Source organism: Macrococcus sp. CoH-51_TC_04, from assembly GCF_058188655.1.
The window spans coordinates 21063-45848 of record NZ_JBVGOY010000007.1; the positions used below are offsets into that span (position 1 = coordinate 21063).

Here is a 24786-nt window from a genome sequence, read left to right on the forward strand (position 1 = left end):
GTTTCTTTTTTGCTCATAATAATGAGGTGCTGCACGTTCCAGGACGCGTGCGTGCAGAAATTTTCCAAACAAAAATACCAGCACGCGGCTGGCATTATTCGTTAATAATATTATAATATTTTCTGCTCGTAATTAAGTACATCAAGCCATAAACTAGCATGATAACCATGGTCACGCCGATATAACTTGTAATAAACATCCATCTATCACGAATACCAAGTACCCCTAGCAGATTATAAATTATTTTTGATGCAAATAGTGTATGCACTAATGTCACTATAATAGGAAGTCCAAACACCCAGAATATTTGTTTATGAATTGTCGTTCTAATCAATTCATCAGGCAATCCAACTTTCTTCATAATACTATAATTACGTTTATCTTCATAACCTTCAGATAACTGCTTATAATATAATACTAAGAAAATACCTGTCAATAGTACAATTGACACTACAATTCCAATAAATATAAGCCCTCCATTAAGCTCAAAAATCATCTTCTTAATCTCTGACTTACTTTCAATTTGTGTTCCAATCTTTTTCTGTATTTCAGAAATATGTTTCTTAAACTCTTTCTCACCCTTTATAATATTGAACTCCATGCTTGTAGTGATTTCTGAAGGCATCGCTTTCTCTTTATTCGGATCATAAGATTTGTAATGTTGCCTTATTTGTTCAAATACAGATTTATCTTTAACGACAATGTAAAGTGCATCTATCGCTAGCTGGTTACCCAGATAATCTTTATCGCTATACACAACTTTAGTTGATTTTTCTGCAAGATTAACTTCTTGATACCCTTTAAATCGACTTGTGTTTGCACTTAATATGACTTCATCACCTTTGATTTGAAGATGATCATCATGCAATTGATTATGATCTTTCACTGTTGTTACTACAGCGTAGATCATCGTTTTTGCATCTGCACTTCTTGCATTATCAGGCAACTTCTTCAAGTTTCCTTCTATGTTCTGTAGCGGAAAAAATATAGTGTCCCCTTGTCGGTAATAATCAACTTGTGCATAACGATTAATTTCATTTTTAACTGTCTGAACATCTGTATTACTGTAAATATCGATATGATAATCCTGATTCAACCTTCCTGACACCTGACTCTCCATCCCTCTATATGCGGTCAGTGTCATTCCCAGCGTTACAACCAAAAATGTCACAAGCATCGTAATACTTGCCAATCCAATCGCATTCTTTTTCATACGAGAGATCAACCCAGAAATAGAAAAGAAGTGCTTCGGTTGATAATAGATTCTCTCTTCTTTCTTTAATAATTGTAAAATGATGATTGTTAATGACATAAAGAGTAAATATGTTCCTATCATGACAGCGAGTACTGCAAAAAATATTGTCTGAAAAGATGACAATATACCTTCAACAGTCATCGCTCGATAATATCCGTAACTCAAAAATATACTTCCGAATATAAAACAAAGTACGGTAAACCATTTTCGCGTCTTCTCCTCTCCTGCTTTTTGAGAACGCATCAACTGTACTGGACTTTGTATTGTAATCATTATATGATTCAGTATAAAAAGAAGGATATATACGCATAATATCATCACACTTATAACAACTGCAGCTTTCACATCGAATGGATAGTTCATCAACGTAATGCCTGAACCTTTTACCAGTTTGTTCAGAATTAAAAATACAAGATTCCCGAACAAGTAACCGCCCACGATACTGATAAATCCAATCAAGACCATCTGGATGATCATTTCTAAGCAGATCATCAATCGAATATGTTTTTTCTCTAGTCCTAAAATCATATGAAGTGCAAATTCCTGCTTACGTTGTTTCATCACGAAATGATTTGCATAGATCACGAATATAACTGTCAGTATTCCAGCAATGATATTCGCATAAGAAATAAGCATCGGCAAGGTCTCATGTCTTTTTTGTATATAATCATTATTAATGAGTGACACCATAATATATTCCAGACCAAACATTACGCCAGCAGCCAGAATAAAAGGAGCAATTATACTTCTTAGCATATTGAAATTCTTAACGACGAGCTTCCAAATTAATTTAAGCGTCATTTTATACACCTCTTTCTGATAACACTGCCAAACTATCAGATATACGTTTTTGAAATTCTGCTTGCGTTTCATCACCACGATAAATTTCATGATAAAGAATACCATCTTTAATAAATACGACACGCTTTGCATATGCTGCATCGATACTCGAATGTGTCACCATTAATATCGTTTGTTCAGCGGCATTTATATTTTGAAATAGATGCATGATTTCACTCGACGTTCTAGAATCAAGTGCACCCGTAGGTTCATCAGCAAGCAAGATGTCTGGCATTGAAATAAGCGCACGCGCAATCGCAACACGCTGCTGTTGTCCTCCGGAGATTTGATGCGGATATTTATCTAACAATTCACTGATGCCGAGCTGATTTGTCAAAGGGACTAAACGTTCATTCATTTCGGAAGGTTTCTTGTTACTTAGTACAAGCGGCATTAATATATTATCTTTGTTCGACATTGTATGTAATACATTGAAATCCTGGAACACAAAACCAAGTGAATCTCTTCGAAATTTTGCAACTGCTTTATTTTTAAGTTTACCAATATCCTGTCCAGCTATGAAAACACTCCCTTCTGTCGGTTTATCAAATGTTGCAATAATATTGAGTAAAGTCGACTTCCCAGAACCAGATTCACCCATGATTGCAACAAACTCTCCTTTTTCAATTGAAAAGTTCATATCTTTTAGTGCAACAGTTTGATTGGCACCTTTTCCATACACTTTTTTAACATTTCTAATATCTAATAACATGAAAGTCACTCCTTTAATTTTAATCTATATGTAAATTGTACTCGGTCGTGAACTTCCTGACCTTCATCTATTCTTACAAAGATAAAAATGAACCTTACAAATTTGTAAGGTTCGGGAATTTCATATGAAAAGTTGTCCCTTTGCCTAATTCAGATTCTACTGAAACAGAGACATTCATTCTTCGCGCAATCGTTTTAACAATATATAAACCTATACCGCTAGATTTATCATTCAATCTACCATTATATCCGGAGAAGCCTTTTTCAAATATCTTGGGCAAATCAGAAGTATTAATCCCTATGCCATCATCTTTTACCGACAAGATATTTTCTGCTTCGCTATATTTGATCCATATATTTTTACCACGTGCATACTTCAGTGCATTATTTAAAATTTGTTCTATCATCACACTAGTCCATTTCGCATCAGTTAATACACTGTCGTATATTTTTTCGTAATGCAGCTTTGTATTGTTATGAATAAATTGAATTGAGTAACGTTTAATGAGAGGGGTGATTAAGTCATCCATTCGCACCTCCATAAAAACCATGTCTGTCTTTTCATTCATTAGCTTTAGATAACTGAGTGCGAGATTCGTATAATTATCAATCTGCAGAATCTCGTGACGCATCTGTGAAATTGTTTGAATATCTTCAGCTTCTAGCAACAATTTTGAAGCAGTGATTGGTGTCTTCATTTGATGAACCCACAACAGGAAGTATGACTCTATTTCACTTTGATACTCGATCTTTTCATTTCTTATGTCCTGAATTTCTTCTTTCAATTGTAAATTTTCTTCTTGTACCGTACACACTTTTTTATATATCATCATACTGTAACTGAAATAAATAATTCCTAAAAATATAATAATACCTGCAGTTAATACAATGCCTTCTAAAGGAGTATTATAAAGCATCATAATTAGTCCAAATAATAATGAAAGCACGATAATAATAATGATTTCATTCAATTTATATTTAATAAAACCCATTACTTCACCACTCGATATCCGACATTTTTCTTTGTTTCAATAAAATTATCAAGCCCAATCTTCTGAAGCTTTTTACGTAATCGTGTCATGTTGACAGCAAGCGTATTATCATCAATAAAATGCTCTGACTCCCAGCATGATTCGATGAGTGCATTGCGACTGACAAAACCTCCATTTGCTTTAAATAGACTTTGCATAATCTGAAGTTCTGTCAACGTTAAATCTATATGTTCCTCGTGAAACATCAATTTTGCCTGTTCTGGAATCAGTTCCACACCATTAATCTCCATCCCTTTTTCTAAAATGGAAAAGTCATAACTTCTTCTTAGCATCGCCTGAACTTTGGATACTGTAACCGTCATATTAAATGGTTTCTCGATATAGTCGTCAGCACCCATCTGCATTGCCATCACTTGATCCATACTATCATTTCTACTACTGATAAATATAATCGGAATTTGAGAAATCTTTCTTATTTCCTGACACCAGTGATAACCATTATAAGCAGGTAAATTAATATCTAGTAGTACTATATGCGGCTTGTAATCATTAAATTCTTCAATGATATCATTAAAGTTTTTTGCAATGTATACTTCGTACTGCCATTTTTTAAGTGCTTCAGCAAGATGTTCACGAATCACCGGATCATCTTCAACAATCATAATCTTCATATGCTCACCTCAATTTTATTATGCCATAATAGTCAACAAACAAAAAATACCAGCACATGGCTGGTATTTTTAAAGTTCTATTTCCGCTTCTACTCCGAAGTGATCGCTCACAATTGCTTCTGTTCTTCCATCAAACACTGTACCGTGATGTAATACCTTAAATTCAGGGGTACTGAAGATAAAATCAATTCTTAGCTTACCATCATTATCTTCCCACCCTGCAATATTTTTCTCGATGGTATGACTGCCTGTTCTCTTTTTTGCGACTGTATATGTATCTTGTATATTCGCGTCACTTTTTAATACATATGCATATCCCTCTGTACCTTCTGGATTATTAAAGTCTCCCATTAAAAGCTTCGGCAACTCATAATGTGACAATGCATTAATTGTATTATTCCATTCATAGCTGAACCCTTCTGCAAATGTCGTCCACCACGAGTAGTGACAGCTGACTGCGAGCATCTCATTATCGCCTACATTTGTTTTTCCAAATAGTATCTTTCTTGATTTATAGTCATCAGGACTTTCTTCTATCGAAACAAATACTGCATATGGATCAATCGGTGCTTTAGATAGCAATGCACTACCTTCATCATAGATGTCATAACCGATATGACTCATCGCGTAACTCCAGTAATAGGTTACATCGAGGGCACGTAGTTTTTCTACAATTTCGTATGCGAAGTTGCCTTCTTTAATAGGCGTTTGATCCAATAGAGGGCAAAGATTATTCGGTGCATCAATAACGTCATTCTCCGATAATTGATTTACTTCCTGAAGTGCAATAATGTCATAGTCTGCTTTCAGTATACGCGCCACGATAACATTTAGTTTCTCTTCTTGATTGTCTTCTAACCAGCTGTGGGTATTTAATGTTAGTACTTTCACTGCATTCGCTCCTTATCATTAATTATCCCCATTATAACGAAAAGACAGTCCAAAGACTGTCTTTTTGATTAAACTGTCATCGTACCAACTGTTTCACCTTTTTGAACGATTCCTGTTTTATTTAATTGTAATGTATCAACTTTATCGCTATTGGTCATTACGATAATAATTGTCGTATCCTTACCTTCTGCTCTCACTGCTGCGAGATCCATATAAGCTAATGTATCTCCGGCTTTTACCTTCTGACCGTCATTGACAACAACGCGTGAAGCTGGTTGTTTCATTTGAACTGTTTCAATACCCATATGCACAAGCACTTCTATCCCATCATTCGTTCTAATACCGATTGCATGTTTCGTCGGGAAGATACTAATAATTTCTCCATCTACCGGTGACACAACTTCTTCTGATTCGGGCTTTACTGCATAGCCTTCACCCATCATCTTCTGTGAGAATACAGGGTCGTTCACAGAAGTAATATCGATGACTTCTCCGTCTGCAACTGAACGTAGTTGGTGTACATGACCTGTAAATCCAGCACCATCAGAGTTGTCCAGTATAGTTGGCTGAACCATTGTTTCTTCTGGCTCTGGAATATCAGCGCCCGACTGTAATAAATCTTCGATATCTGATTTTAATACGTCTGCTTTAGGACCATAAACAGCCTGTACACCGTTATCTTTAACGATTAATCCTATTGCTCCAGCTTTCTTCCATTCTGTTTCTGTCGCAACTTTAGCTTTATCATTAACACTTACTCGCAGTCTTGTCATACAAGCGTCGACATCTTTAATATTCTCTTTCCCACCTAATAAGTGAATGACTTGAATCACTTGCTTATCTGCTGCTACAACTTCTGTTGCGTTAGATTCTCCATCAATCTCATAATTTCCGTTACGTCCTGGTGTTGCAAAATTGAACTTTTTGATTAAGAGATTTGCAATGAAATATGTTGCGATTGCAAATCCAATCGTCGTTAAGACAAAGTTAATCAAGTCGCCACCAAGTCCTGCTTTAAGAGCAAGAGGTGTACGTGTTAATAATTCGATTGTCCCAAATGAATGAACGCGTAGGTTGATGACGTCTGCCATCGCGAATGCTGCACCTTGAATAACTGCATATACCGCATAAAGTGGTGCTGCTACAAACATGAACATAAATTCTAAAGGTTCTGTTACACCAGTTAAGAATACTGCGATTGCAGCTGATAAATACATTGATTTATATTTTGGTTTCTTGTCTTTATCAACATTACGGTACATCGCATAAGCAAGCCCCATTAAAATACCGCTTGAACCAATCATTTGTCCTACTTTAAAACGTGCAGGTGTAAATGTATTTAATACGTGATGATATTGCGCTGTATCTCCAGCGTGATTTAAGTTTACTAAATCTGTTGCCCATGCTAGCCACAATGGATCTTGTCCATACACTTTCGTCCCTGCTTGTGCACCAGAAAGAATTTCATATGTTCCACCAAGTTGCGTATAGTTAATTGGAATTGTAAGCATATGGTGTAATCCGAATGGTAATAATAAACGCTCTAAAAATCCAAATAAGAACGGTGCTAAGATAGGCGCTGTATCCTTAGATGTTGCAATCCATAGACCAAAGTTGTTAATACCAGCTTGTATATAAGGCCATACGATTGATAGTACAATTGCTACAATTGTCGACCATAAAATAACGACAAACGGTACAAAACGTTTACCATTGAAGAATGATAATGCATCTGGCAACTTACGGTAGTTATAATATTTGTTATATGCATTGGCACCAACAAATCCTGCGATAATCCCTACGAACACACCCATATTTAAAGCCGGTGCCTCTAACACACTCGTAAAGAACCCTTTCACCATAATCTTAGTGCCGAATAACGTGTGTGTAAACGCTTTGTCATCTGCTAACATTGCACTGTTTACACCAAAGACCGCACCTGTAATACGGTTGATTAATATAAATGCGATTCCTGCTGCAAATGCCCCACCTGCACGCTCTTTCGCCCAGCTTCCTCCGATTGCTAACGCAAAGAGTAGATGTAGATTTCCAATAATCGCCCAACCTATACTCTCTATGACACTACCAATTGTAATCAACATCTGCATATCCGGACTGATTAATGGAATCGATTTCCCGATACTGATCATCAACCCAGCAGCTGGCATTACTGCAACAACGACCATCAATGCTTTTCCGAACTTTTGCCAGAATTCAAAACTTAATAATTTTTTCACTACATTCAACTCCTTTTATTTTTATGCAACCGGTTTCGTTGAATTCAATATATCACTGTAACTTATTTTTGTAAATAGTAACTTTAATAAGCTTTTATAAGTGTATTGACTAATGCAATCGTTTGCTCCATCATAGAGATAAATCATGTAACGTGGAGGAAAACTATGGCAATAACCGTTAAAGACGTTGCACACGCTGCAGGTGTTGCAACAAGCACAGTGTCACGCGTGATCAATGATCATCCGAGCATCTCACAGGCGACAAAGAAGAAAGTTCAGAAAGTAATGGATGAACTCGGCTACGTTCCGAATATTTCTGCAAGAAATCTTGGGAAGCGTACGACGAGTGCTATAGGCATCATTTTGCCACCACTCGATTCCAAAGAGCGTCTTGCTAATCCATTCTTCCTTGAAATTATTGAAGCGATAAACGGGGAAGCACGAACTCATAACTTAACCACAGCTCTTGCAATTGCGAAAGACATCGATACATTGTTCGAGAATGTTAAAGCGATGCATACTGAAAAGCAAGTTGGCGGCTTTATCATTACATACTCTGTCATTGATGATCCTATCATTGAATATTTGCGTAAACATAGTATTCCTTTCGTATTAATCGGACAACCTTATGACGCACTTTCAAATACAATTTATGTAGATAATGATAACCAGCTCCTCGGTCAGCAAGCGACCGATTATTTAATCAAAAATGGCCATCAAAACATACTCTTTATCACAAATACGACAACAGAGAACATTTTCTATGAACGATACTTCGGCTATCAGAAATCGATGATGATGGCACAGTTAAATGCACATCAAAGCCTGACACTAAATGCGCCAGATGACTACATCAAATTTGAAGATAAAATACAGGCTACAAATACGACAGCAATTATCGCGCTGGATGATATTTTTGCTTTGCGTATTATTCAGCTGGTTGAATTATATGGTTATAGAGTGCCAGATGATATTTCAGTGATTAGCTTTAACAATTCAATATTTTCAACGCTCACGCATCCTTATTTAACAACGCTGGATATAGAAACTGAAAAACTCGGTCAAATAGCGATGCATAAACTTGCAAGCCTAATAAAAGGTGACAGAATAGAGGGCACGCGTTTTGTTATTCCACATAAACTGATTGAAAGAGAAACAGTAATCACAAAAAGGCACGCATCAAAATGATGCGTGCCTTTCATTCTTTAATCGTCTTCACAAACGTAAACAGTACCACCGTCTGTAGGAACAACATTATTCCAAGTCCAATCCTAATATATAAATGATCGACCATATACATTGAAAATCCAACAACGATATATACTGACAGTAATAGTTGAAATTTCTTCTTCATCGTATATCCTTTTTGTTCATAAAACTCCTGCACATAACTTTTATATAGCCTTGTTCGCACGAGCCATTCATGAAAACGATCAGAACTGCGTGCGAAACAGAATACTGCCAGCAGTAAAAATGGCGTTGTCGGCAAAAGTGGTAATGCTGCACCGATGAAGCCAAGTACAGTCGATATGATTCCTATAGCAATCAAAAAATATTTCACAAGCATTCTCCTACAATTTGTTCGTATCTTAATAGTATAGGAATTTAGTATGTTTTACCAACAAGTTAGTAAAGTAATACTTGTGACAATTACGTGGCATTATGTTTAAATGACTTTACAATATATTAAAACACGCTTATTCTTAATTGTGAAATTAATCACGAATAAAGAAAAGAGATGACCTGAATGTTCGGAATATCATTGTCCGGGTTAATATTACGCTTTATCATCGGTGGTGCTGCAGTAGCTGGCGCATCTATCATTGCAAGTAAAGTAGGTGGTAAAATCGGTGGTATCTTTGCTACACTTCCTGCTGTATTTCTAGCAGCAATACTTGCACTATCAGTCGATCACCACGGCGAAGATTTAGTAAATGCTTCGATGAATTTAAGCAGCGGTGCCGTCATCGGTATTACGAGCTGCATCTTAACTGTTACCTTCGCATCATACTTTGTACCTAAGACAGGATTTAAGAAAGGCGCTGTGTTATCAACGCTTTGCTGGTTTGTTATTTCTTGCGTATTATTCGCATTCAAAAATATCTAAAGGAAGTCTTTCAGATGAAAATAAAAATACTATTATTAAAATTCCTCATCGGCGGAAGCACTGTTGCTTTCAGCTATATCATTTCAAAAGTAATCCCATGGGAAGATTTTGGCGGTATATTCGCAACATTCCCCGCTGTATTCCTCCTTTCCCTTGTAATTGCAGGTATGGAGTACGGTAATAAATTTGCAACGAACGTATGTCGCGGTGCTGTATTCGGCATGACTGGCGGTTTGATCAGCATACTCGTTACATGGAGTATGTTAAGCACAACTTCAAACTATGCTCTGAGTATAGTTACAGGATTTATCGCATGGTTTGGGAGCGCGCTTACAATTTCTAAAGTTGTCAGCCTCGTTCATCATGCTGTAGCACATAAATCCCTTAAACATTCCTCTACACACGCAAAATAAGGTAGAATACCTGCTAGCACAAGCTCATTTAACCCTGCTAAAAATGCCATCATCGCAAGTAAAAACAAATTAACCTTCATTATAACCTCCAAAATAAAAAGCGCCTTCCATATCGGAAGGCGCTGTAATCATCATATAAATGAAAACCGGCACAAAGCCACCTTTAGAAATATTATAAAGCGCATAAAATGAGTTGTAAACACTATAACCCAAGCTCACGCATCATCGCTTTATGCTGTTTATCCTGCTTTACTGACACTTGATCAATATCAAGATCACGTGCTTTACTTTCTATTTCTTTCATTGAATATGTTTTAAAAACATCTGACACTTTCATATCCAAAGCTTCAGCAACTGCCTGAATCATCTTCTTCTCTTCAAGCGTTACATAAACATTCATCATCGGCATAAAATCATTCCTTTCAATATAGTTATCATAAATAAAACTTAAAGAATTATCTAGTGGGACGTATTATACATGATAAAACGTCACATCTCCATAGCTTTTAAATTGGTTGTCTTCAACAATAACGATACCGTTATCTCCTATTGCATATACCGGAATATTTCTTTCCATGATTACTTTATCAATATATGCATCATGGTCGTCGGACTTCTCATAATGAACTTCAACATCAAATCCATGTAACAATTCTAAACTATAATGATAGGAGAAGTGATTATAATCCTTGTCAGGCGTAATGTGGAAGTTTTCAATCTGAACCATCGCACCTGCGCTGAAACCAATAACTGTTCCTTTAAACTTCTGAATCGATTTTATTACATCCATATCCTTCAGACGCTTCATCATTAAATCTGGGTATCCTCCCGAGAAGAACAGTACATCCGCTTTATTAATCTTCTCTTTTAAAGTCCGAGATGTATCAGAATAATACTTTGCCCAGGAAATATCTTTTTTATTCACTCCAAAACTCACGAGCGGATTCACCATTTGTAAATAATATTTGCTGCGGAGTCCATATATTTTCAGCCAATCTCGTTCATTTTTGACGATATCACCAAATGCGAAAGGAATGACGAGCACTTTTTTATTTTCTAAGTACTTCTGTAATATATTATTCCAGCCTGATTTGGCCTGGAATGTGCTCATGAGTATGTTTGTCATAGATGCCACCTCGTGTAAATTTTTATTAATTTTACCACAACTGTTGACCTTAACGTTGCGTAAAGGTGTAATTTAATTAAAGGAGAGATTCAAATGACGGAACAACAGAAGCTTGAAGCATTTAAAGAAGAAAAACTGAAAGAGAATGAAGTACTGTACGGACAAGAGATTTTTGAATATCATAAGTCGTGGCTTGAAATAATGAGCGGGATGTATAGCACTGAATATCATAGAAATATGGCATCACTTTATGTGCAGGATGAGCGATTTGCACAGTACTATAACGACCGTGTTGAAGGAAGTTGCGAACGTTTAAGCGAAACGATTTTGCATTACACAAAATAAATAATATTTTCAAAATTGTAATTTGTCACCCTTGTTTTATCGGTATATATTAAAGTAGAGGTGACGAAATGTTTGTAAAAACTTATGAGCCAAGCTCTTATGTCAAATATTTATTTGAAGTGCAAGGTCGAATAACCTTAGACGATTTCGATGAAGCACAATATAAACGTTTATATTCTGGCTATATAGGAGAAAAGCAGTTTTACGAACGTATTAAAAATTGCGGTGGTACAAAGTTATGGGATCTGAGGTTAGATTATCACGGTGAAGTTCAATATGATTTTCTTGTGATTCATGATGGTTATCTATTTCATTTTGATATTAAAAATTTTTCTGGGCATTATTCATTTATTGATAACAACTTTATCAGTGAACAGAACTATGTTATTAAGGATCCTATATCACAATTTAAGGGAGCGCATATTAAATTGAAGCAGTTTTGCATGAAACATAATCTGGACTATAAAATATTAAGCTATGCCGTGTTTATTAATCCGGACTTTATTGTTACAGGATTTAATGGTCATTCACATATTATTTTTCATAAGGATATCGACCGTATTGTAAATGCGCTCATTAAACCACCAAATGATGTTGATATTAGTGCTTTGACGACGCTTTCTAAATTCCATAAAAAAGACAGCAAACATGAAAGAATATACTACTATCCTTTCCAGGATATGAAGAAAGGAATAAAGTGTCCTTCTTGTAAAAATTTTTTAAGATCGTTTCAAAATAAAGAACGACGTATTATTTGTGAATGTGGCAGACGTGTTTCAAAGCAAGAAGCTGTACACATCGCATTCGATACCATAGCACTTCTTAAACAAAGTCATGTAAAAACATCTGAAATTGTTGACTTCACAGGTATAGGAAAAACGACAATCAAGAAAATTATGAGCAAAAACTATGCATCGATAGGTAAAACATGTGGAAAAGCTTATATCGCTTCTGAACATGCATCATTTATATTGAAAGAAAAGCATGATGAATATACTTATAAAATTGTCTGGGTAAATGACTGAGGTGTAGGTGGCGGACTTTGCCTTTGTTCGCCACATACAGCGATAAACATCTAGTTCCCACTACCTAGGTGGCGGACTTTGCCTTTGTTCGTCACATACAGCGATAAACATCTAGTTCCCACTACCTAGGTGGCGAACTTTACCTTTGTTCGCCACATACAGCGATAAACATCTTGTTCTCACTACCTAGGTGGCGGACTTTACCTTTGTTCGTCACATACAGCGATAAATACCTTGTTCCCACTACCTAGGTGGCGGACTTTACCTTTGTTCGCCACATACAGCGATAAACATCTAGTTCTCACTACCTAGGTGGCGGACTTTACCTTTGTTCGCCACATACAACGATAAATATCTAGTTCCCACTACCTAGGTGGCGGACTTCATCTTTGTTCGCCACATACAACGATAAATAACTAGTTCCCACTACCTAGGTGGCGAACTTCATCATTGTTCGCCACCTCTGTTTATTATATTCATTTTCAATTCTACTCTTGAAATATATTACTTTCCATTGTAAAGTAGTAAAGTCTACAAAATAATATTTCGGAGGTATTTAATCAGATGGAAAACTGGTTAACTTTTTTTAACGTCTTAATTCTTAGTATTCTTATAGGATTACTAATTCTAATGCATAAGAAACACATTTCATTTTCAAAGCGTGTGTTTACTGGTATGGCACTCGGGATTCTTCTCGGAATTTTTCTTCAAGTTGCCTATGGATCTGGCAGCAAGATAACTGAAAATACGCTCGACTGGTATTCAATTATCGGTAGCGGATATGTTCAACTACTTATGGTTATCGTCGTACCGCTAGTCATGGTGTCAATTATTCGCTCGATTATCAACTTAGATGCCGCAGACCGTTTAGGTAAGATGGCAGCATGGGTTATCGGAACTTTAATCACGACGACATTAGTCGCTGCACTTATTGGTATCGGATCCGCACTACTCTTTGATTTAAATGCAGATCAAATTCATATTGGACAAGATCAAAAAATGCGTGGTACAGAGATTCAGCAGAAATTTGATACGATGGAACAAAAAACGATGCCTCAACGTATCGTGAATTTCATTCCGTCAAATATCTTTATGGATATGACGGGTGGACGTCCGACTTCAGTTATCTCTGTTGTTATCTTTTCATTCTTAGTAGGTGTTGCTGTGCTTGGCGTACGTCGCAAACAGCCTGAACATGCGGAAATGTTTACAAAGATGGTGGATGCTATATTTGCTGTTGTTATGCGCCTTGTCACAATCATCTTACGTTTAACTCCATTCGGGGTGCTTGCGCTTATGGCAAATATGATTGCCAGCACAAACTTTGCTGGCATTATGGAGCTTGGGAAATTTGTACTTGCTTCATATGCTGCACTTATTACGATGTTCATTATTCATCTCGTTCTTGTAGCTGTATTTGGATTAAACCCAATTACATATCTTAAAAAAGTTATTCCGACCTTAATCTTCGCCTTCACTTCTCGTTCTAGTGCTGGTGCAATTCCACTTAACATTTCTGCACAGAAAAATGCACTTGGAGTGGATGATGCAACTGCGAATATGTCAGCATCATTCGGTGCAACGATGGGACAAAATGGATGTGCAGGAATTTATCCAGCGATGCTTGCAGTGATGATTGCACCAACTGTAGGTATTAACCCACTGTCACCTGAATTTATCATTCAACTCGCAGTGATTACCGCAATTAGTTCATTCGGTGTTGCAGGTGTTGGTGGTGGTGCAACGTTTGCAGCGATTATTGTGCTTTCATCTATGGGATTACCTATCGCACTTGCGGGTGTATTAATTACTGTTGAACCATTGATTGATATGGGACGTACTGCACTAAATGTAAATGGCAGTATGCTAAGTGGTACGGTAACTTCTCGTATGCTCGGAACATTTAACCGTAATATCTTTAATGACAAGCACGCAGTTGTGGAACAAACTGAAGCATAAAAAATAAGATCCAGCTCTGGATCTTATTTTTTATATATTCTTATTTCAGGTTCTCTATAGTTTTCTATCACTTCATTTAATACTTCAATACTTTTAACAAAATATACGTTGTCTCTATCTGCTTGTGTCAGAAAACCTTTATCGACCATATTGTCATAAAATGCTTCTAAAAGGTCATAATACCCACTCTCATTATATAAAATGCAAGGTCTGTCATTTTGTCCAATACGTGACCATGAAACGACTTCACTAATTTCTTCTAGCGTGCCGGGTCCTCCTGGTAATGCGATACAAACATCTCCTATTTCAAGAATTTTATTCTTTCGTTCGGACATGTTATCTACTACGATTAAATCCGTCAAACCGTTATGTGCAATTTCTCTATCAGCTAGAAACTTTGGAATGACACCAACTACACGTCCATCATGTTCGAGCACAGTATTTGCAACTTCTCCCATTAATCCTACATTTCCTCCACCATATACAAGGGAATGGTGATTATCAGCAATCCACTTACCTAATGTTCTCGCATTTTCTAGATAGATGGCTTCATTCCCTTCACTTGCACCGCAATATACAATAATTCTCATTTCACTTCCACCTTTATCAATGTATACTTTATTATCTCAAATTGTTACGGTTTATTCATCGATTAACAATCCTTTTTGTACACATTGATGAATCAAGTCTTGTGCGTATGCCCAGATTTCAGGTGCATCTTTACCGATAAACTGTTTTTTACGCACGACCTGGCTTTTTGTCAGATTGTATGGATTATAATTCACTTCACTAACTTCATGTAAATTGATAAGTGCGATAAGGGCATCTATAATTCGCGCGTACTTCGCTTCATGACTTTCTCCACGTTCAAATGTTTCCCATAAAGAAAGAATGGAAGCTTGAGAAGCTTGCGGCAGGCTCGCAATCACCTTACTTAAAGAATCCCTCTCTCTTTCAAATGCATCAGACTTTCCTTCGTCATCAAATACCCAGGTGTCCCCTGCATATATTTCTCCTAAATCATGTACGAGTAACATTCGAGTGACCATTGAAATATCAATATTTTCTGGATAATACGGAGCAAATTCATTAGCGATAAGGGCGGCTTGCCATGAATGCTCTGCACTGTTTTCAAATCGACCGTCCAGCGTATCGCTTCTGCGCTTCACTGTTTTTAGTTTTTCAATTTCTCGAGCAAATTCTGCCACTGCCTGAATTGTCATTATATCCTCCTTATTTATCTTTGAAATATTCATCTACGATCGGTTTAACTTTTTCACCGTATAAACGAATTGAATTCATCGTCAGTTCATGTTTCATCGATCCTATAGGTAAATGTAGCATAAAGCGATTTAAACTCAGTGCTTCTACAGTTTTAATAATTTTTTGAGCGACTCGTTCTGGACTACCTACATATAAGGCACCGTGCTCGATTTCATTCATAAACTGCGCTTCAGAATACATTGGCCAGCCTCGTTCTCTTGCTAAACGATCATGACTCGCTTTCGTAGAAGGATAATATGCTTCAAAGGCTTCTTCATCAGTCGCTGCAACATACCCCCACGAATGCGTTGCAATAAATGCTCGATCTGCATCAAAACCAGATGCATTCAATGCATGACGATAAACATCTACATTATGTTTGAAACGTTCAGGATTACCTCCAATTATCGCATATGTAATTGGTAACCCCAGCATACCAGCTCGAGCGGATGACTCTGGTGTACCACCCGTGGCAATATGAATCGGCAATTCTTTTTGTACTGCTCTTGGCACCACAATCTTATTATCAATTGAAGGTCGATGATGCCCTTGCCAATTAACAACTTCATTTTTATTTACTTCTAATAATAATGCAAGCTTCTCATCGAATAATTCGTTGTAATCATTTAAATCGTAACCAAACAAAGGAAATGATTCAATAAATGACCCACGCCCCGCCATAATCTCTGCACGTCCATTACTAATCGCATCTAATGTCGCAAAACGCTGATACACACGTACAGGATCATCACTTGACAGAACAGTTACTGCAGAACTTAATTTAATATCTTTCGTTAAACCTGCAGCTGCAGCAAGCACCGTCACTGGGTCTGATACTGCATAGTCTTCACGATGATGCTCACCAAGACCATAGATATCAAGACCCAGCTGATCAGCAAGCTGTATTTCTTCAACGAGATTTCTGATACGTTCATCTGCAGGAATGGCCGGCAGTTTCCCCTCTATCGTATGAATTGAACCGTTATCTCCGAATGACGTTAACCCTAATTCTATTTTCATCCTCTCACTCCTAGTATATTTTTTATATCTAATTAAAATTATATATCACTTTCACAAAAAATCAAAATTAAAAAAACGGGTATCAATCGATACCCGTTCATCCTATTTCACATCATAACCTTGATCTTCAATGGATTGTTTTACATCAGCAATATTTACTGATTCGTCATGCGTAATTGTTGCAAGTCCTTGTTCAATATCTGCTGCTGCGCCACTTACGCCTGCGACTTCTTTCGCCGCACCTTCTACAGCCGATTTACAATGTCCACATGTCATACCACTTACTTTTAATACTGTTTCCATAATAGACTCCCCTTTACTTCTATTTTATTTAATTTTAACAGATTTGAGTCTTAGAGCGTTACTGACAACACTTACTGATGATAATGCCATAGCAAGACCAGCAATCCACGGTGCTAATAAGCCTAATGCTGCAAATGGAATACCGATAACATTATAACCAAACGCAAATCCTAAGTTTTGTTTTACATTTCGAATTGTTGCATGGCTAAGTTTAATGGCTTCTGGAATCAGTGTCAGTTCCCCGCCTAGTATCGTCACATCAGCCGCTTCTATCGCGACTTCTGTCCCCGTACCGATAGCAATTCCGATATCACTTAATGCAAGCGCTGGCGCATCGTTTACTCCGTCTCCCACCATGGCTACTTTTCTGCCTTGTGCCTGCAATGCTTTAACTTTCTCTGCTTTATCTTCCGGCAAGACTTCAGCGATTACTTCATCAATGCCAACTTCACTTGCAATTGCTTGAGCAGTACGTGTATTGTCACCGGTTAACATAATCACTTCTATGCCCATCACTTTCAGTTCATCAATGGCATCCTTCGCACTTGGTTTCACCGTGTCCTGGACTGCAACGACACCTTGCACTTTACCTTCATAAGCTATCATCATCGCAGTTTTACCTTGCGCTTCAAATAATTGCATATTGGGCTCAAATGTTGCTATTTCAATATTATACTGCTGCATCAGCTTGCGGTTACCAACATATATATCTTCATCATCAATTTGTGTATGAATTCCGTGTCCTGGCACCGCTTCAAAGTGTGATACTTCTTTCAACGATACTGCTTGTTCTTCAGCATACTTTACAATCGCACTTGCTAGCGGATGTTCTGAAGACTGCTCACTACTTGCTAAATATTGAAGTGCACGATCGTCTCCTGTGAAATCTGTTACTTCAGGTTCACCTTTTGTTATCGTTCCAGTCTTATCCAAGACAATAGTATCGATTTCGTGTGTACGTTCCAGATGTTCTCCACCTTTAAAGAGAATGCCGCGTTCTGCTGCTCGACCTGTTCCTACCATAATAGATGTCGGCGTTGCGAGCCCTAATGCACATGGGCAAGCAATAACAAGTACTGATATCGCGGCAACAAGTGATGCTTCAAACCCTTGCTTAACAAATAACATCCATACGATAAACGTGAGTATCGCGATACCTACAACAATCGGGACGAAATATCCAGATATAATATCTGCCATACGTTGTATCGGTGCTTTAGAACCTTGTGCTGATTCTACTATCTTGACGATTGACTGCAAAGCAGTATCTTTACCGACTTTCTTAGCTTCCATTGTGAAACTACCATTCTTATTCATCGTAGCACCGATAACCTTATCACCCATATGCTTCTCAACAGGAATCGATTCACCAGTTAACATAGATTCATCAACAGAAGAGTTACCTTTAATAATAACACCATCTACCGGCACTTTCTCGCCAGGCTTTACAATGATTTGGTCTCCTACTTGCAATGCATCGATGCTTACCATCTGCTCTTTGCCATCTCTCATAACACGTGCATCTTTCGCCTGTAAGTTTAATAGACTCGATAATGCATTTGTTGTCTGTGATTTCGCACGTGCTTCCAGATACTTACCGAACAATATTAATGTAATCAATACTGCACTTGTTTCGAAGTAAAGGTGCGGATCATTCGTTAAACCTCTCATCCATTTAATACTCTCGTATAAACTATAGAAGAATGCTGCACTTGTTCCAAGTGCCACGAGTACATCCATATTTGCTGATCCACTGCGCAAGCTTTTATAAGCACCAGTATAGAACTGCCATCCAATAATAAATTGCACTGGAAACGCAAATGCAAACTGAAACCACGGATTCATAAAGATATGCGGCAAATGAATTCCGAACAGATGCGTCAACATCGTAAGTAGTAGAGGCAGAGACAGTACCGCTGCTAATATCAATTTATACTTTTTACGTCGCAGTTCATTTTCTTTACGATCTGACTGCTCCTCACTCTTAAGCGTTGCATCATATCCTAGTTTCTTAATACGTTCAATAATATCAGACTCATCCATATTTCCCGGATAATAATCGACCGTTGCAACCTCAGTAGAAAGGTTCACCGTAGCATTCTGTATAGCAGGCTGTTTATTCAATACCTTCTCAATACGATTCGAACAAGCCGCGCACGTCATACCAGTAATATCAAATTCTGCATGTGCTGGACGGACTTGATATCCTAGCTTATCTATACGTTCAGAAATATCACTCAAACTCAATTTATCTTCATCATAATGAACGGTTGCTCGCTCTGTCGTTAAATTTACCTGAGCTTCGACACCATCCATCTTATTCAGCACTTTCTCAATACGATTCGAACAAGCTGCACACGTCATCCCTTCTATCGGTAAAGTAACTTCTTGTTTCGCCATACATATCCACTCCTTATTTATTGAACTGCTTCAATACCTTCATCAACTCTTCGATTGAATCGTTCCCATCACCTGCTTTAATCGCGTCACTCACACAATGCTTCATATGACGCTCTGTGATCGCATAACCTACCTGTTTCATCGCTGACTCAATCGCACTTATCTGAACGAGGATATCGATACAATAACGATCTTCTTCTATCATCTTCTGAATACCGCGCACTTGACCTTCAACACGCTTTAAACGCTTGATTAACCTTTCTTTCTCTTCATGATCTCTCGGTGTCGCAATATGCTGGTGCTCCGACATATCATCATCTCCTATACTGTATGGGGGTATCTTTCATTTCATCCTCATTTTATACCCCTATATGGTATATGTCAAATCATTAAAAAAGGTATCATGCATTGTCAACATGATACCTTATATGTCAATCCAAAATCGTCTACTTTTAACACCATTAGACTGATAATATGGTTTATCCTCTAACCCTCCGTTCTTTATGATTACTCTGCTTGAAGCAATATTGTCTTCATCACAAGTAATTAAAGCTTTCTCAATTCCAATAGAACGTGCAAAAGCAAGGGATTTCTGAAGAATTTTAGTGGCATAGCCCTGCCCTCTATAACTTCGGCCTACACCATACCCGATATGTCCACCGGTGTTCAATAAGTCCTTTGTAAGAGTATGTCTAATATTAGCAGCACCAATAATAACACCATCTATAAAGTAAAAAAATGTAGTATTCTTCACCCATTCTTGACCAGACTCTCTCATTTCAAATATTTCAATCATATCTTCAAAGCTATTATAACGCTTATAGTTTGTAGCAGTTGGTATAATTTCTTCTAGATTGCTCCACTCTCTCATATATTCTTCAAAAACAATTTTATCTTTGATTGTTAACTTTCTAAATTCAATCATTTCATCACCTTTTTATATTCTTGAATTTTATTTTTTAAACTTCTTGTGTCAATCTTGCGTCCACTGGTTTTAACGTTATCCCAAAATCCATCCCGCTCATAACGGGGAATTATGTGCTGATGAAAATGTAATCCTTCATCCATAATATTACCATTATTTCTTACAATTGTAACACCCTCCACTTCAAATACATCTTCTAAAATTGAAATTAAGTATTTCTCAATTTTAAACAATTCTAAGCAAACGTCTTCTTCCAAATCACGAATATCTTCAAAATGATTATTTGATATGATCAATAAATGTCCATACTGAATTGGATCAATATCATAAACCACATAAAAATATTGAGTTTCCAATAGTTTTTGATTTTCACTTATACCTTCACAAAATATACACATATAAATCACCACACTGATTAATATTTTATCCCTTCATATATTTTATAATAATGTTAGATTTTTTTCACTGAACTATATTGAATTATTCACTAGTAGATGATACGATATAGTTATAATAATTATATCGGTATATTCATTAGTTAGGAGTTGGAATATGAATATTCAACTAAAAAAAGGTGTGTTAGAACTCATTGTTATGAACGAAATTAGCAGGGGTGACCAATATGGCTATGAGCTTTCACAAACAATTTCTAAACATCTATCTATTGCTGACGGGACGCTTTACCCAATGCTTCGAAGGCTTGTAAACGAAGGAATGCTAGACACTTATATGGGAAAAACATCTGCTGGACCTGCGCGTAAATATTACACTATCACCTCGACAGGAAGATTACATTTACAACATTTAACAGAAGAATGGATGGAGTTAAAATCATCTGTTAATCAATTATTAGAAGGAGCTGACAACAATGAATAGAAGGGAATTTTTAAATACGTTGTATCGTAACTTAAATGGTTTGGACGAAAATGAAAAACAATCAATAATGTTTGAATATGAAGCACATTTTGAAGATGGTTTATTAGATGGAAAGGATGAGCAGTCAATATCATCTGAGCTCGGTGATCCAAAACGTATCGCAAAGGAATTAAAATCCACATATATTGTTGATCGTGCAACCCAAAATCCATCAACTTCAAATGTTATGAACGCAGTAATGGCTACGATTGGACTAGGAATTTTAAATATATTTTTTATGTCAGTGCCGTTATTCACTTATTTATCATTTTTGATTAGTATGATTGTTCTTGCATTTATCTTTCTCATTTCTCCGTTATTTTTAGTTGCAGATTATTTAATCAATGGTGCTGATGCTGTAACTTTGTTTGATATATCCATGACAATAACTATGGTTGGTTGCGGTATTCTGTTATCGCTTGGGCTTTACTATTTTGCACACTATGCTAATAGATTAATTGTGAAGTACGCAAAATGGAATATCAATACGGTAAAAGGAGCTTAATCATGAAAAAATTTCTGATAATTTTAGGTATATTTCTCTTGATAATAGGAATAACCGGGATGTTTTTAACGAAAGATGAAATCGTTACCAAAAAACAAAACGGCTATAGTGAGCAAATAACATTGAATCAACCTTTTAATTCAATTGATTTAGATATAGGTCAAGGTACTGTTGCCGTCGAACAATCTAAAAACCATCGTGCATCACTAAAAATCAAAAACATCAGCAAAAAAGAGGATTACCAATATAAAATAGATAACAATACTCTATATTTTAGTACAAAAAACGATTCTAAAAATCGAAAGAAAAATTTTGTATTTGGTAATCACAAAAATCTCGATGAAATAGAAATTAAATTATTAATACCAAAAGAAAAGTTAAAATCGTTTAAGGCAAAAACATTTGCGGGCACGATTGATGTAGATTATCTTTCAACTAAAAATTTGGAATTGAATGCAGATATCGGTTTGATAGAAGGAGATATACTTAAAAGTGATCAATCTAATATAAAAGTCGGCATGGGCGATATTAGTTTTAATAATTTTAACTCACAACAAGCAGATATCAATATTAAAACTGGAACAATTGAATTGTATGGACTAAATTCAGATATCAATATTAACGGACACATCGGCATGGGTGATGGTACTTTTGAATATACAACCGAGCCGCAAAGTACTCACTTTGATGTCTCTACAAAAAATGGTGACATTGAATTGAATGATTTAATCAATCTACCACAAAGCAATGCTAAATCTCTTGTTAAAATGACTATTGGTACTGGTACAGTAGAATTTGATTATGAATAATTAGATACAAACAACTTAATATTGTAATAGGTAAAGCTTGTTTAATCTGGACATTAAACAAGCTTTTAAACTTCCTTATATTATCTATATTTCCTCATCATCTTAAACGGTACATGACAATAGTCACCTGGATGTCTGTCCAGATAATCCTGATGTTCGTCTGCACTACGGATATAATTATTTAGTGACAGCACTTCTACAACAACCTTCTCTTTATCTTCTCGTGAATTTATATAGCGTCTTACTGCTTGTAATAACACTTCATCTTCACTATAGATTCCCGTTCTATATTTCGGACCTTCATCAATCCCTTGCTTGTTCACGCTATACGGATCCATAATCTGAAAGAAATCATCTAGCAGCTCATGTAGTGCTAGTGTATCTTCACATATCGTCTTCACACATTCAGCATAGCCATCATAGTGTCCGTCTAATGTTGCTGTCTCGCCGTTCGCTCTACCCGCTTCAGTTCTAGCTACACCAGGTACCGTCTTCAAAAACGCCTGCACACCCCAGAGGCATCCTCCAGCCAAATATATTGTATACAATTTCGTTCACCTCTCTGATTCGTATTAATTATCATTATACACAAAAAAATTGAGGTAAATGTATGACTACATTTACCTCAATGCTAGAGATTACTTTTTGAATTTATCTACTGCTTCGTTGACTTTATCCTGTACGTTCTCTGATACTTCTTTCACTTTACCAGAAATCTTACTCTCTTTACCTTCTTGCTCTAGTTCTCTATTCCCAGTCGCATTACCAACTGTTTCTTGTACGTTGCCTTTTAATTGTTCAAATTTACCTTCATTAGTCATTATTATCACCTTTCTTTCATGTAATACTATATTTTACCCACATATTTCCTATTTAAACATTTTATTTTTATATGTTATGCTGGTAATTCATTTTCTCCATCGCCCCAAACTTGTAGCGCAATTTCTTTCACAAGTTCAAGTTTCGCCCACTGGTCACTTTCTGTGAGTTCGTTGCCTTCTTCCGTAGAAGCAAATCCACACTGTGTACTTAGACTTAGTCGCTCTAAAGGAATATATTTACTTGCCTCTTTAATACGTGCAATTACTTCCGCTTTATCTTCTAACTCTGGGAACTTAGAAGTAATCAGACCGAGTACGACGTGTTTTTCTCCAGAAACTTTCGCAAGTGGTTCAAATCCTCCGGCGCGTTCCGTATCATATTCAAGATAATACGCATCAACGTCTTCTTTCGCAAAGAGTTGATCTGCAACTTTATCGTATGGACCAGTGCTCGCAAAGTCTGAGCGGTAATTCCCTCTGCATACATGTGTATTGATGATAAGGTCATTCGGTGCATTGTGTATTACACGGTTATTAATGTCTAATAGCTCTTCTTTGAGTGCTTCCACATCCAGATTCTCGCTGTTACCGTCACCGTGTATCTTCTCTAATGTGCCCTCAGAGACATGAATGCCCCAAGAACAGTCATCTAGTTGAAGCACGCGTAATCCTTCATCATACAGTTCTTGTATTACTGTAGTATATGCCTTAACGATATCATCTTTGACTGCTTCACGTGATACATAATATTCATCTACTGTTTCTTTTACACCGGGGCGTGTCAGTTCTACTAAGAACTGTGCCGGAGCTGGGATTGTCTGTTTTACCGTCACATGTTTCGGTGCATAGTCCCTGACAAATTTATAGTGTTCTACAAAAGGATGGTGTTCTCCAGAAATCTTACCGATAAACTTCACACTATCACTTCTTGTTTCATATTTATTAAAGACGTACCCTTGACCGAGTAATTGCTGTTCTATTCCATTAAATCCAAAGAAAAAGTCAAGATGCCAGTAGCTTCTTCTAAATTCACCATCTGTTACAGTTTCATATCCTAATGATACGAGTTTATCGATCAGCTTTTTAATTTCTTGATCTTCTACTTGTTTCAATGCATCATATGTAATTTCTTGATTTAAGTATTGCTCACGTGCCTTCTTTAATGTTTGCGGTCTTAAAAAGCTCCCTACGTGATCAAATAATGGTTGTTGTACTGTATTTAAAGTTGTCATAATAAATTCCTCCTAAATGTG

29 protein-coding genes and 1 pseudogene are annotated in these 24786 nt (G+C 36.7%); 9 read left to right on the forward strand and 21 right to left on the reverse strand.

Annotated features, from left to right (window positions below):
* Window positions 1-94: 94 nt before the first annotated feature.
* From ACZ2V4_RS07640 to ACZ2V4_RS07670, 7 genes and pseudogenes are all read right to left on the reverse strand, one after another.
* Complete coding sequence (locus ACZ2V4_RS07640; protein WP_490514693.1) at window positions 95-2056, reverse strand: FtsX-like permease family protein; 1962 nt, start codon at window positions 2054-2056, stop codon at window positions 95-97.
* A gap of 1 nt (window position 2057) precedes the next feature.
* On the reverse strand, window positions 2058-2807 hold the full coding sequence (locus ACZ2V4_RS07645) for an ABC transporter ATP-binding protein (protein ID WP_219493731.1): 750 nt from the start codon (window positions 2805-2807) through the stop codon (window positions 2058-2060).
* 94 nt (window positions 2808-2901) lie between these two features.
* On the reverse strand, window positions 2902-3798 hold the full coding sequence (locus ACZ2V4_RS07650; protein WP_490514694.1) for a sensor histidine kinase: 897 nt from the start codon (window positions 3796-3798) through the stop codon (window positions 2902-2904).
* The gene (locus ACZ2V4_RS07655) at window positions 3798-4469 is read right to left on the reverse strand and encodes a response regulator transcription factor (RefSeq protein WP_219493730.1); all 672 of its coding nucleotides are present in this window, start codon (window positions 4467-4469) and stop codon (window positions 3798-3800) included. Before ACZ2V4_RS07655 ends, ACZ2V4_RS07650 begins: the two co-directional genes overlap by 1 nt.
* A gap of 69 nt (window positions 4470-4538) precedes the next feature.
* Window positions 4539-5360 (reverse strand): endonuclease/exonuclease/phosphatase family protein, encoded by an 822-nt coding sequence (locus ACZ2V4_RS07660; protein WP_490514695.1) that lies wholly within the window; start codon window positions 5358-5360, stop codon window positions 4539-4541.
* A gap of 68 nt (window positions 5361-5428) precedes the next feature.
* The gene (locus ACZ2V4_RS07665) at window positions 5429-5935 is read right to left on the reverse strand and encodes a PTS sugar transporter subunit IIA (RefSeq protein WP_419895581.1); all 507 of its coding nucleotides are present in this window, start codon (window positions 5933-5935) and stop codon (window positions 5429-5431) included.
* 36 nt (window positions 5936-5971) lie between these two features.
* Window positions 5972-7597: pseudogene (locus ACZ2V4_RS07670) on the reverse strand (PTS transporter subunit IIBC); the annotation flags it as partial.
* Window positions 7598-7762: 165 nt separating this feature from the next.
* Between ACZ2V4_RS07670 and ACZ2V4_RS07675 the strand changes: the two are divergent.
* The gene (locus ACZ2V4_RS07675; protein WP_490514696.1) at window positions 7763-8785 is read left to right on the forward strand and encodes a LacI family DNA-binding transcriptional regulator; all 1023 of its coding nucleotides are present in this window, start codon (window positions 7763-7765) and stop codon (window positions 8783-8785) included.
* A gap of 10 nt (window positions 8786-8795) precedes the next feature.
* Here the strand turns inward: ACZ2V4_RS07675 and ACZ2V4_RS07680 are convergent, their stop codons facing one another.
* On the reverse strand, window positions 8796-9164 hold the full coding sequence (locus ACZ2V4_RS07680) for a YbaN family protein (protein ID WP_413474923.1): 369 nt from the start codon (window positions 9162-9164) through the stop codon (window positions 8796-8798).
* Between the two features lie 180 nt (window positions 9165-9344).
* Between ACZ2V4_RS07680 and ACZ2V4_RS07685 the strand changes: the two genes are divergently transcribed.
* On the forward strand, window positions 9345-9704 hold the full coding sequence (locus ACZ2V4_RS07685) for a DUF3147 family protein (RefSeq protein WP_101040840.1): 360 nt from the start codon (window positions 9345-9347) through the stop codon (window positions 9702-9704).
* Window positions 9705-9724: 20 nt separating this feature from the next.
* Window positions 9725-10117: a DUF3147 family protein gene (locus tag ACZ2V4_RS07690; RefSeq protein WP_283722319.1), complete on the forward strand. Its 393-nt coding sequence runs from the start codon at window positions 9725-9727 to the stop codon at window positions 10115-10117.
* 202 nt (window positions 10118-10319) lie between these two features.
* On the opposite strand, the gene ACZ2V4_RS07695 is transcribed toward ACZ2V4_RS07690, so the two are convergent.
* Both ACZ2V4_RS07695 and ACZ2V4_RS07700 read right to left on the reverse strand, forming a co-directional pair.
* A complete protein-coding gene (locus tag ACZ2V4_RS07695; RefSeq protein ID WP_219493721.1) occupies window positions 10320-10526 on the reverse strand; it encodes a hypothetical protein in 207 nt (68 codons plus the stop codon).
* A 63-nt stretch (window positions 10527-10589) separates the two neighbouring features.
* Window positions 10590-11243: a Type 1 glutamine amidotransferase-like domain-containing protein gene (locus ACZ2V4_RS07700; RefSeq protein ID WP_101141085.1), complete on the reverse strand. Its 654-nt coding sequence runs from the start codon at window positions 11241-11243 to the stop codon at window positions 10590-10592.
* Between the two features lie 93 nt (window positions 11244-11336).
* On the opposite strand from ACZ2V4_RS07700, the gene ACZ2V4_RS07705 reads away from it, so the two are divergent.
* The 3 genes from ACZ2V4_RS07705 (at window position 11337) to ACZ2V4_RS07715 (ending at window position 14572) form a co-directional block, all read left to right on the forward strand.
* Window positions 11337-11588, forward strand: a complete 252-nt coding sequence (locus ACZ2V4_RS07705) for a TipAS antibiotic-recognition domain-containing protein (protein WP_490514697.1) — start codon at window positions 11337-11339, stop codon at window positions 11586-11588.
* 68 nt (window positions 11589-11656) lie between these two features.
* Window positions 11657-12613: a nuclease-related domain-containing protein gene (locus ACZ2V4_RS07710; RefSeq protein ID WP_490514698.1), complete on the forward strand. Its 957-nt coding sequence runs from the start codon at window positions 11657-11659 to the stop codon at window positions 12611-12613.
* A 564-nt stretch (window positions 12614-13177) separates the two neighbouring features.
* The gene (locus ACZ2V4_RS07715; RefSeq protein WP_219493717.1) at window positions 13178-14572 is read left to right on the forward strand and encodes an L-cystine transporter; all 1395 of its coding nucleotides are present in this window, start codon (window positions 13178-13180) and stop codon (window positions 14570-14572) included.
* Window positions 14573-14595: 23 nt separating this feature from the next.
* Here the strand turns inward: ACZ2V4_RS07715 and ACZ2V4_RS07720 are convergent, their stop codons facing one another.
* The 8 genes from ACZ2V4_RS07720 to ACZ2V4_RS07755 all read right to left on the reverse strand — a co-directional run bounded on the left by ACZ2V4_RS07720 (window position 14596) and on the right by ACZ2V4_RS07755 (window position 20881).
* Window positions 14596-15162 carry an LOG family protein gene (locus ACZ2V4_RS07720; RefSeq protein ID WP_086037993.1) on the reverse strand — a complete coding sequence of 189 codons (567 nt, stop codon included), beginning with the start codon at window positions 15160-15162 and terminating at the stop codon, window positions 14596-14598.
* A gap of 51 nt (window positions 15163-15213) precedes the next feature.
* Window positions 15214-15795 carry an HD domain-containing protein gene (locus ACZ2V4_RS07725; protein ID WP_490514699.1) on the reverse strand — a complete coding sequence of 194 codons (582 nt, stop codon included), beginning with the start codon at window positions 15793-15795 and terminating at the stop codon, window positions 15214-15216.
* 10 nt (window positions 15796-15805) lie between these two features.
* Window positions 15806-16855, reverse strand: coding sequence for an LLM class flavin-dependent oxidoreductase (locus ACZ2V4_RS07730; RefSeq protein ID WP_419895301.1), 1050 nt, complete (start codon window positions 16853-16855; stop codon window positions 15806-15808).
* Window positions 16856-16957: 102 nt separating this feature from the next.
* Entirely contained in the window at window positions 16958-17158 is a 201-nt protein-coding gene (locus ACZ2V4_RS07735; RefSeq protein ID WP_050742418.1) for a cation transporter, read from the reverse strand.
* A 24-nt stretch (window positions 17159-17182) separates the two neighbouring features.
* Window positions 17183-19558: a heavy metal translocating P-type ATPase gene (locus tag ACZ2V4_RS07740; protein WP_490514700.1), complete on the reverse strand. Its 2376-nt coding sequence runs from the start codon at window positions 19556-19558 to the stop codon at window positions 17183-17185.
* Window positions 19559-19571: 13 nt separating this feature from the next.
* A complete protein-coding gene (locus ACZ2V4_RS07745) occupies window positions 19572-19868 on the reverse strand; it encodes a metal-sensing transcriptional repressor (protein ID WP_101141072.1) in 297 nt (98 codons plus the stop codon).
* 114 nt (window positions 19869-19982) lie between these two features.
* Window positions 19983-20483, reverse strand: coding sequence for a GNAT family N-acetyltransferase (locus tag ACZ2V4_RS07750; RefSeq protein ID WP_490514701.1), 501 nt, complete (start codon window positions 20481-20483; stop codon window positions 19983-19985).
* Entirely contained in the window at window positions 20480-20881 is a 402-nt protein-coding gene (locus ACZ2V4_RS07755; RefSeq protein ID WP_490514702.1) for an HIT family protein, read from the reverse strand. The genes ACZ2V4_RS07750 and ACZ2V4_RS07755 overlap by 4 nt, the downstream gene beginning before the upstream one ends.
* A 154-nt stretch (window positions 20882-21035) precedes the next feature.
* Between ACZ2V4_RS07755 and ACZ2V4_RS07760 the strand changes: the two genes are divergently transcribed.
* Genes ACZ2V4_RS07760 through ACZ2V4_RS07770 form a run of 3 tightly spaced genes read left to right on the forward strand, consistent with a single transcriptional unit; the run spans window position 21036 to window position 22712 of the window.
* Window positions 21036-21359 carry a PadR family transcriptional regulator gene (locus ACZ2V4_RS07760; RefSeq protein WP_283722278.1) on the forward strand — a complete coding sequence of 108 codons (324 nt, stop codon included), beginning with the start codon at window positions 21036-21038 and terminating at the stop codon, window positions 21357-21359.
* Window positions 21352-21903 (forward strand): HAAS signaling domain-containing protein, encoded by a 552-nt coding sequence (locus ACZ2V4_RS07765; RefSeq protein ID WP_101031150.1) that lies wholly within the window; start codon window positions 21352-21354, stop codon window positions 21901-21903. Before ACZ2V4_RS07760 ends, ACZ2V4_RS07765 begins: the two co-directional genes overlap by 8 nt.
* 2 nt (window positions 21904-21905) lie before the next feature.
* Window positions 21906-22712, forward strand: coding sequence for a DUF4097 family beta strand repeat-containing protein (locus ACZ2V4_RS07770; RefSeq protein ID WP_219493706.1), 807 nt, complete (start codon window positions 21906-21908; stop codon window positions 22710-22712).
* Between the two features lie 80 nt (window positions 22713-22792).
* On the opposite strand, the gene ACZ2V4_RS07775 is transcribed toward ACZ2V4_RS07770, so the two are convergent.
* From ACZ2V4_RS07775 to ACZ2V4_RS07785, 3 genes are all read right to left on the reverse strand, one after another.
* Window positions 22793-23260 carry a peptide-methionine (S)-S-oxide reductase gene (locus tag ACZ2V4_RS07775; RefSeq protein WP_490514703.1) on the reverse strand — a complete coding sequence of 156 codons (468 nt, stop codon included), beginning with the start codon at window positions 23258-23260 and terminating at the stop codon, window positions 22793-22795.
* A 90-nt stretch (window positions 23261-23350) separates the two neighbouring features.
* A complete protein-coding gene (locus ACZ2V4_RS07780; RefSeq protein ID WP_086037984.1) occupies window positions 23351-23533 on the reverse strand; it encodes a CsbD family protein in 183 nt (60 codons plus the stop codon).
* Window positions 23534-23607: 74 nt separating this feature from the next.
* Entirely contained in the window at window positions 23608-24765 is a 1158-nt protein-coding gene (locus tag ACZ2V4_RS07785) for a 5-methyltetrahydropteroyltriglutamate--homocysteine S-methyltransferase (RefSeq protein ID WP_490514704.1), read from the reverse strand.
* Window positions 24766-24786: the final 21 nt, after the last annotated feature.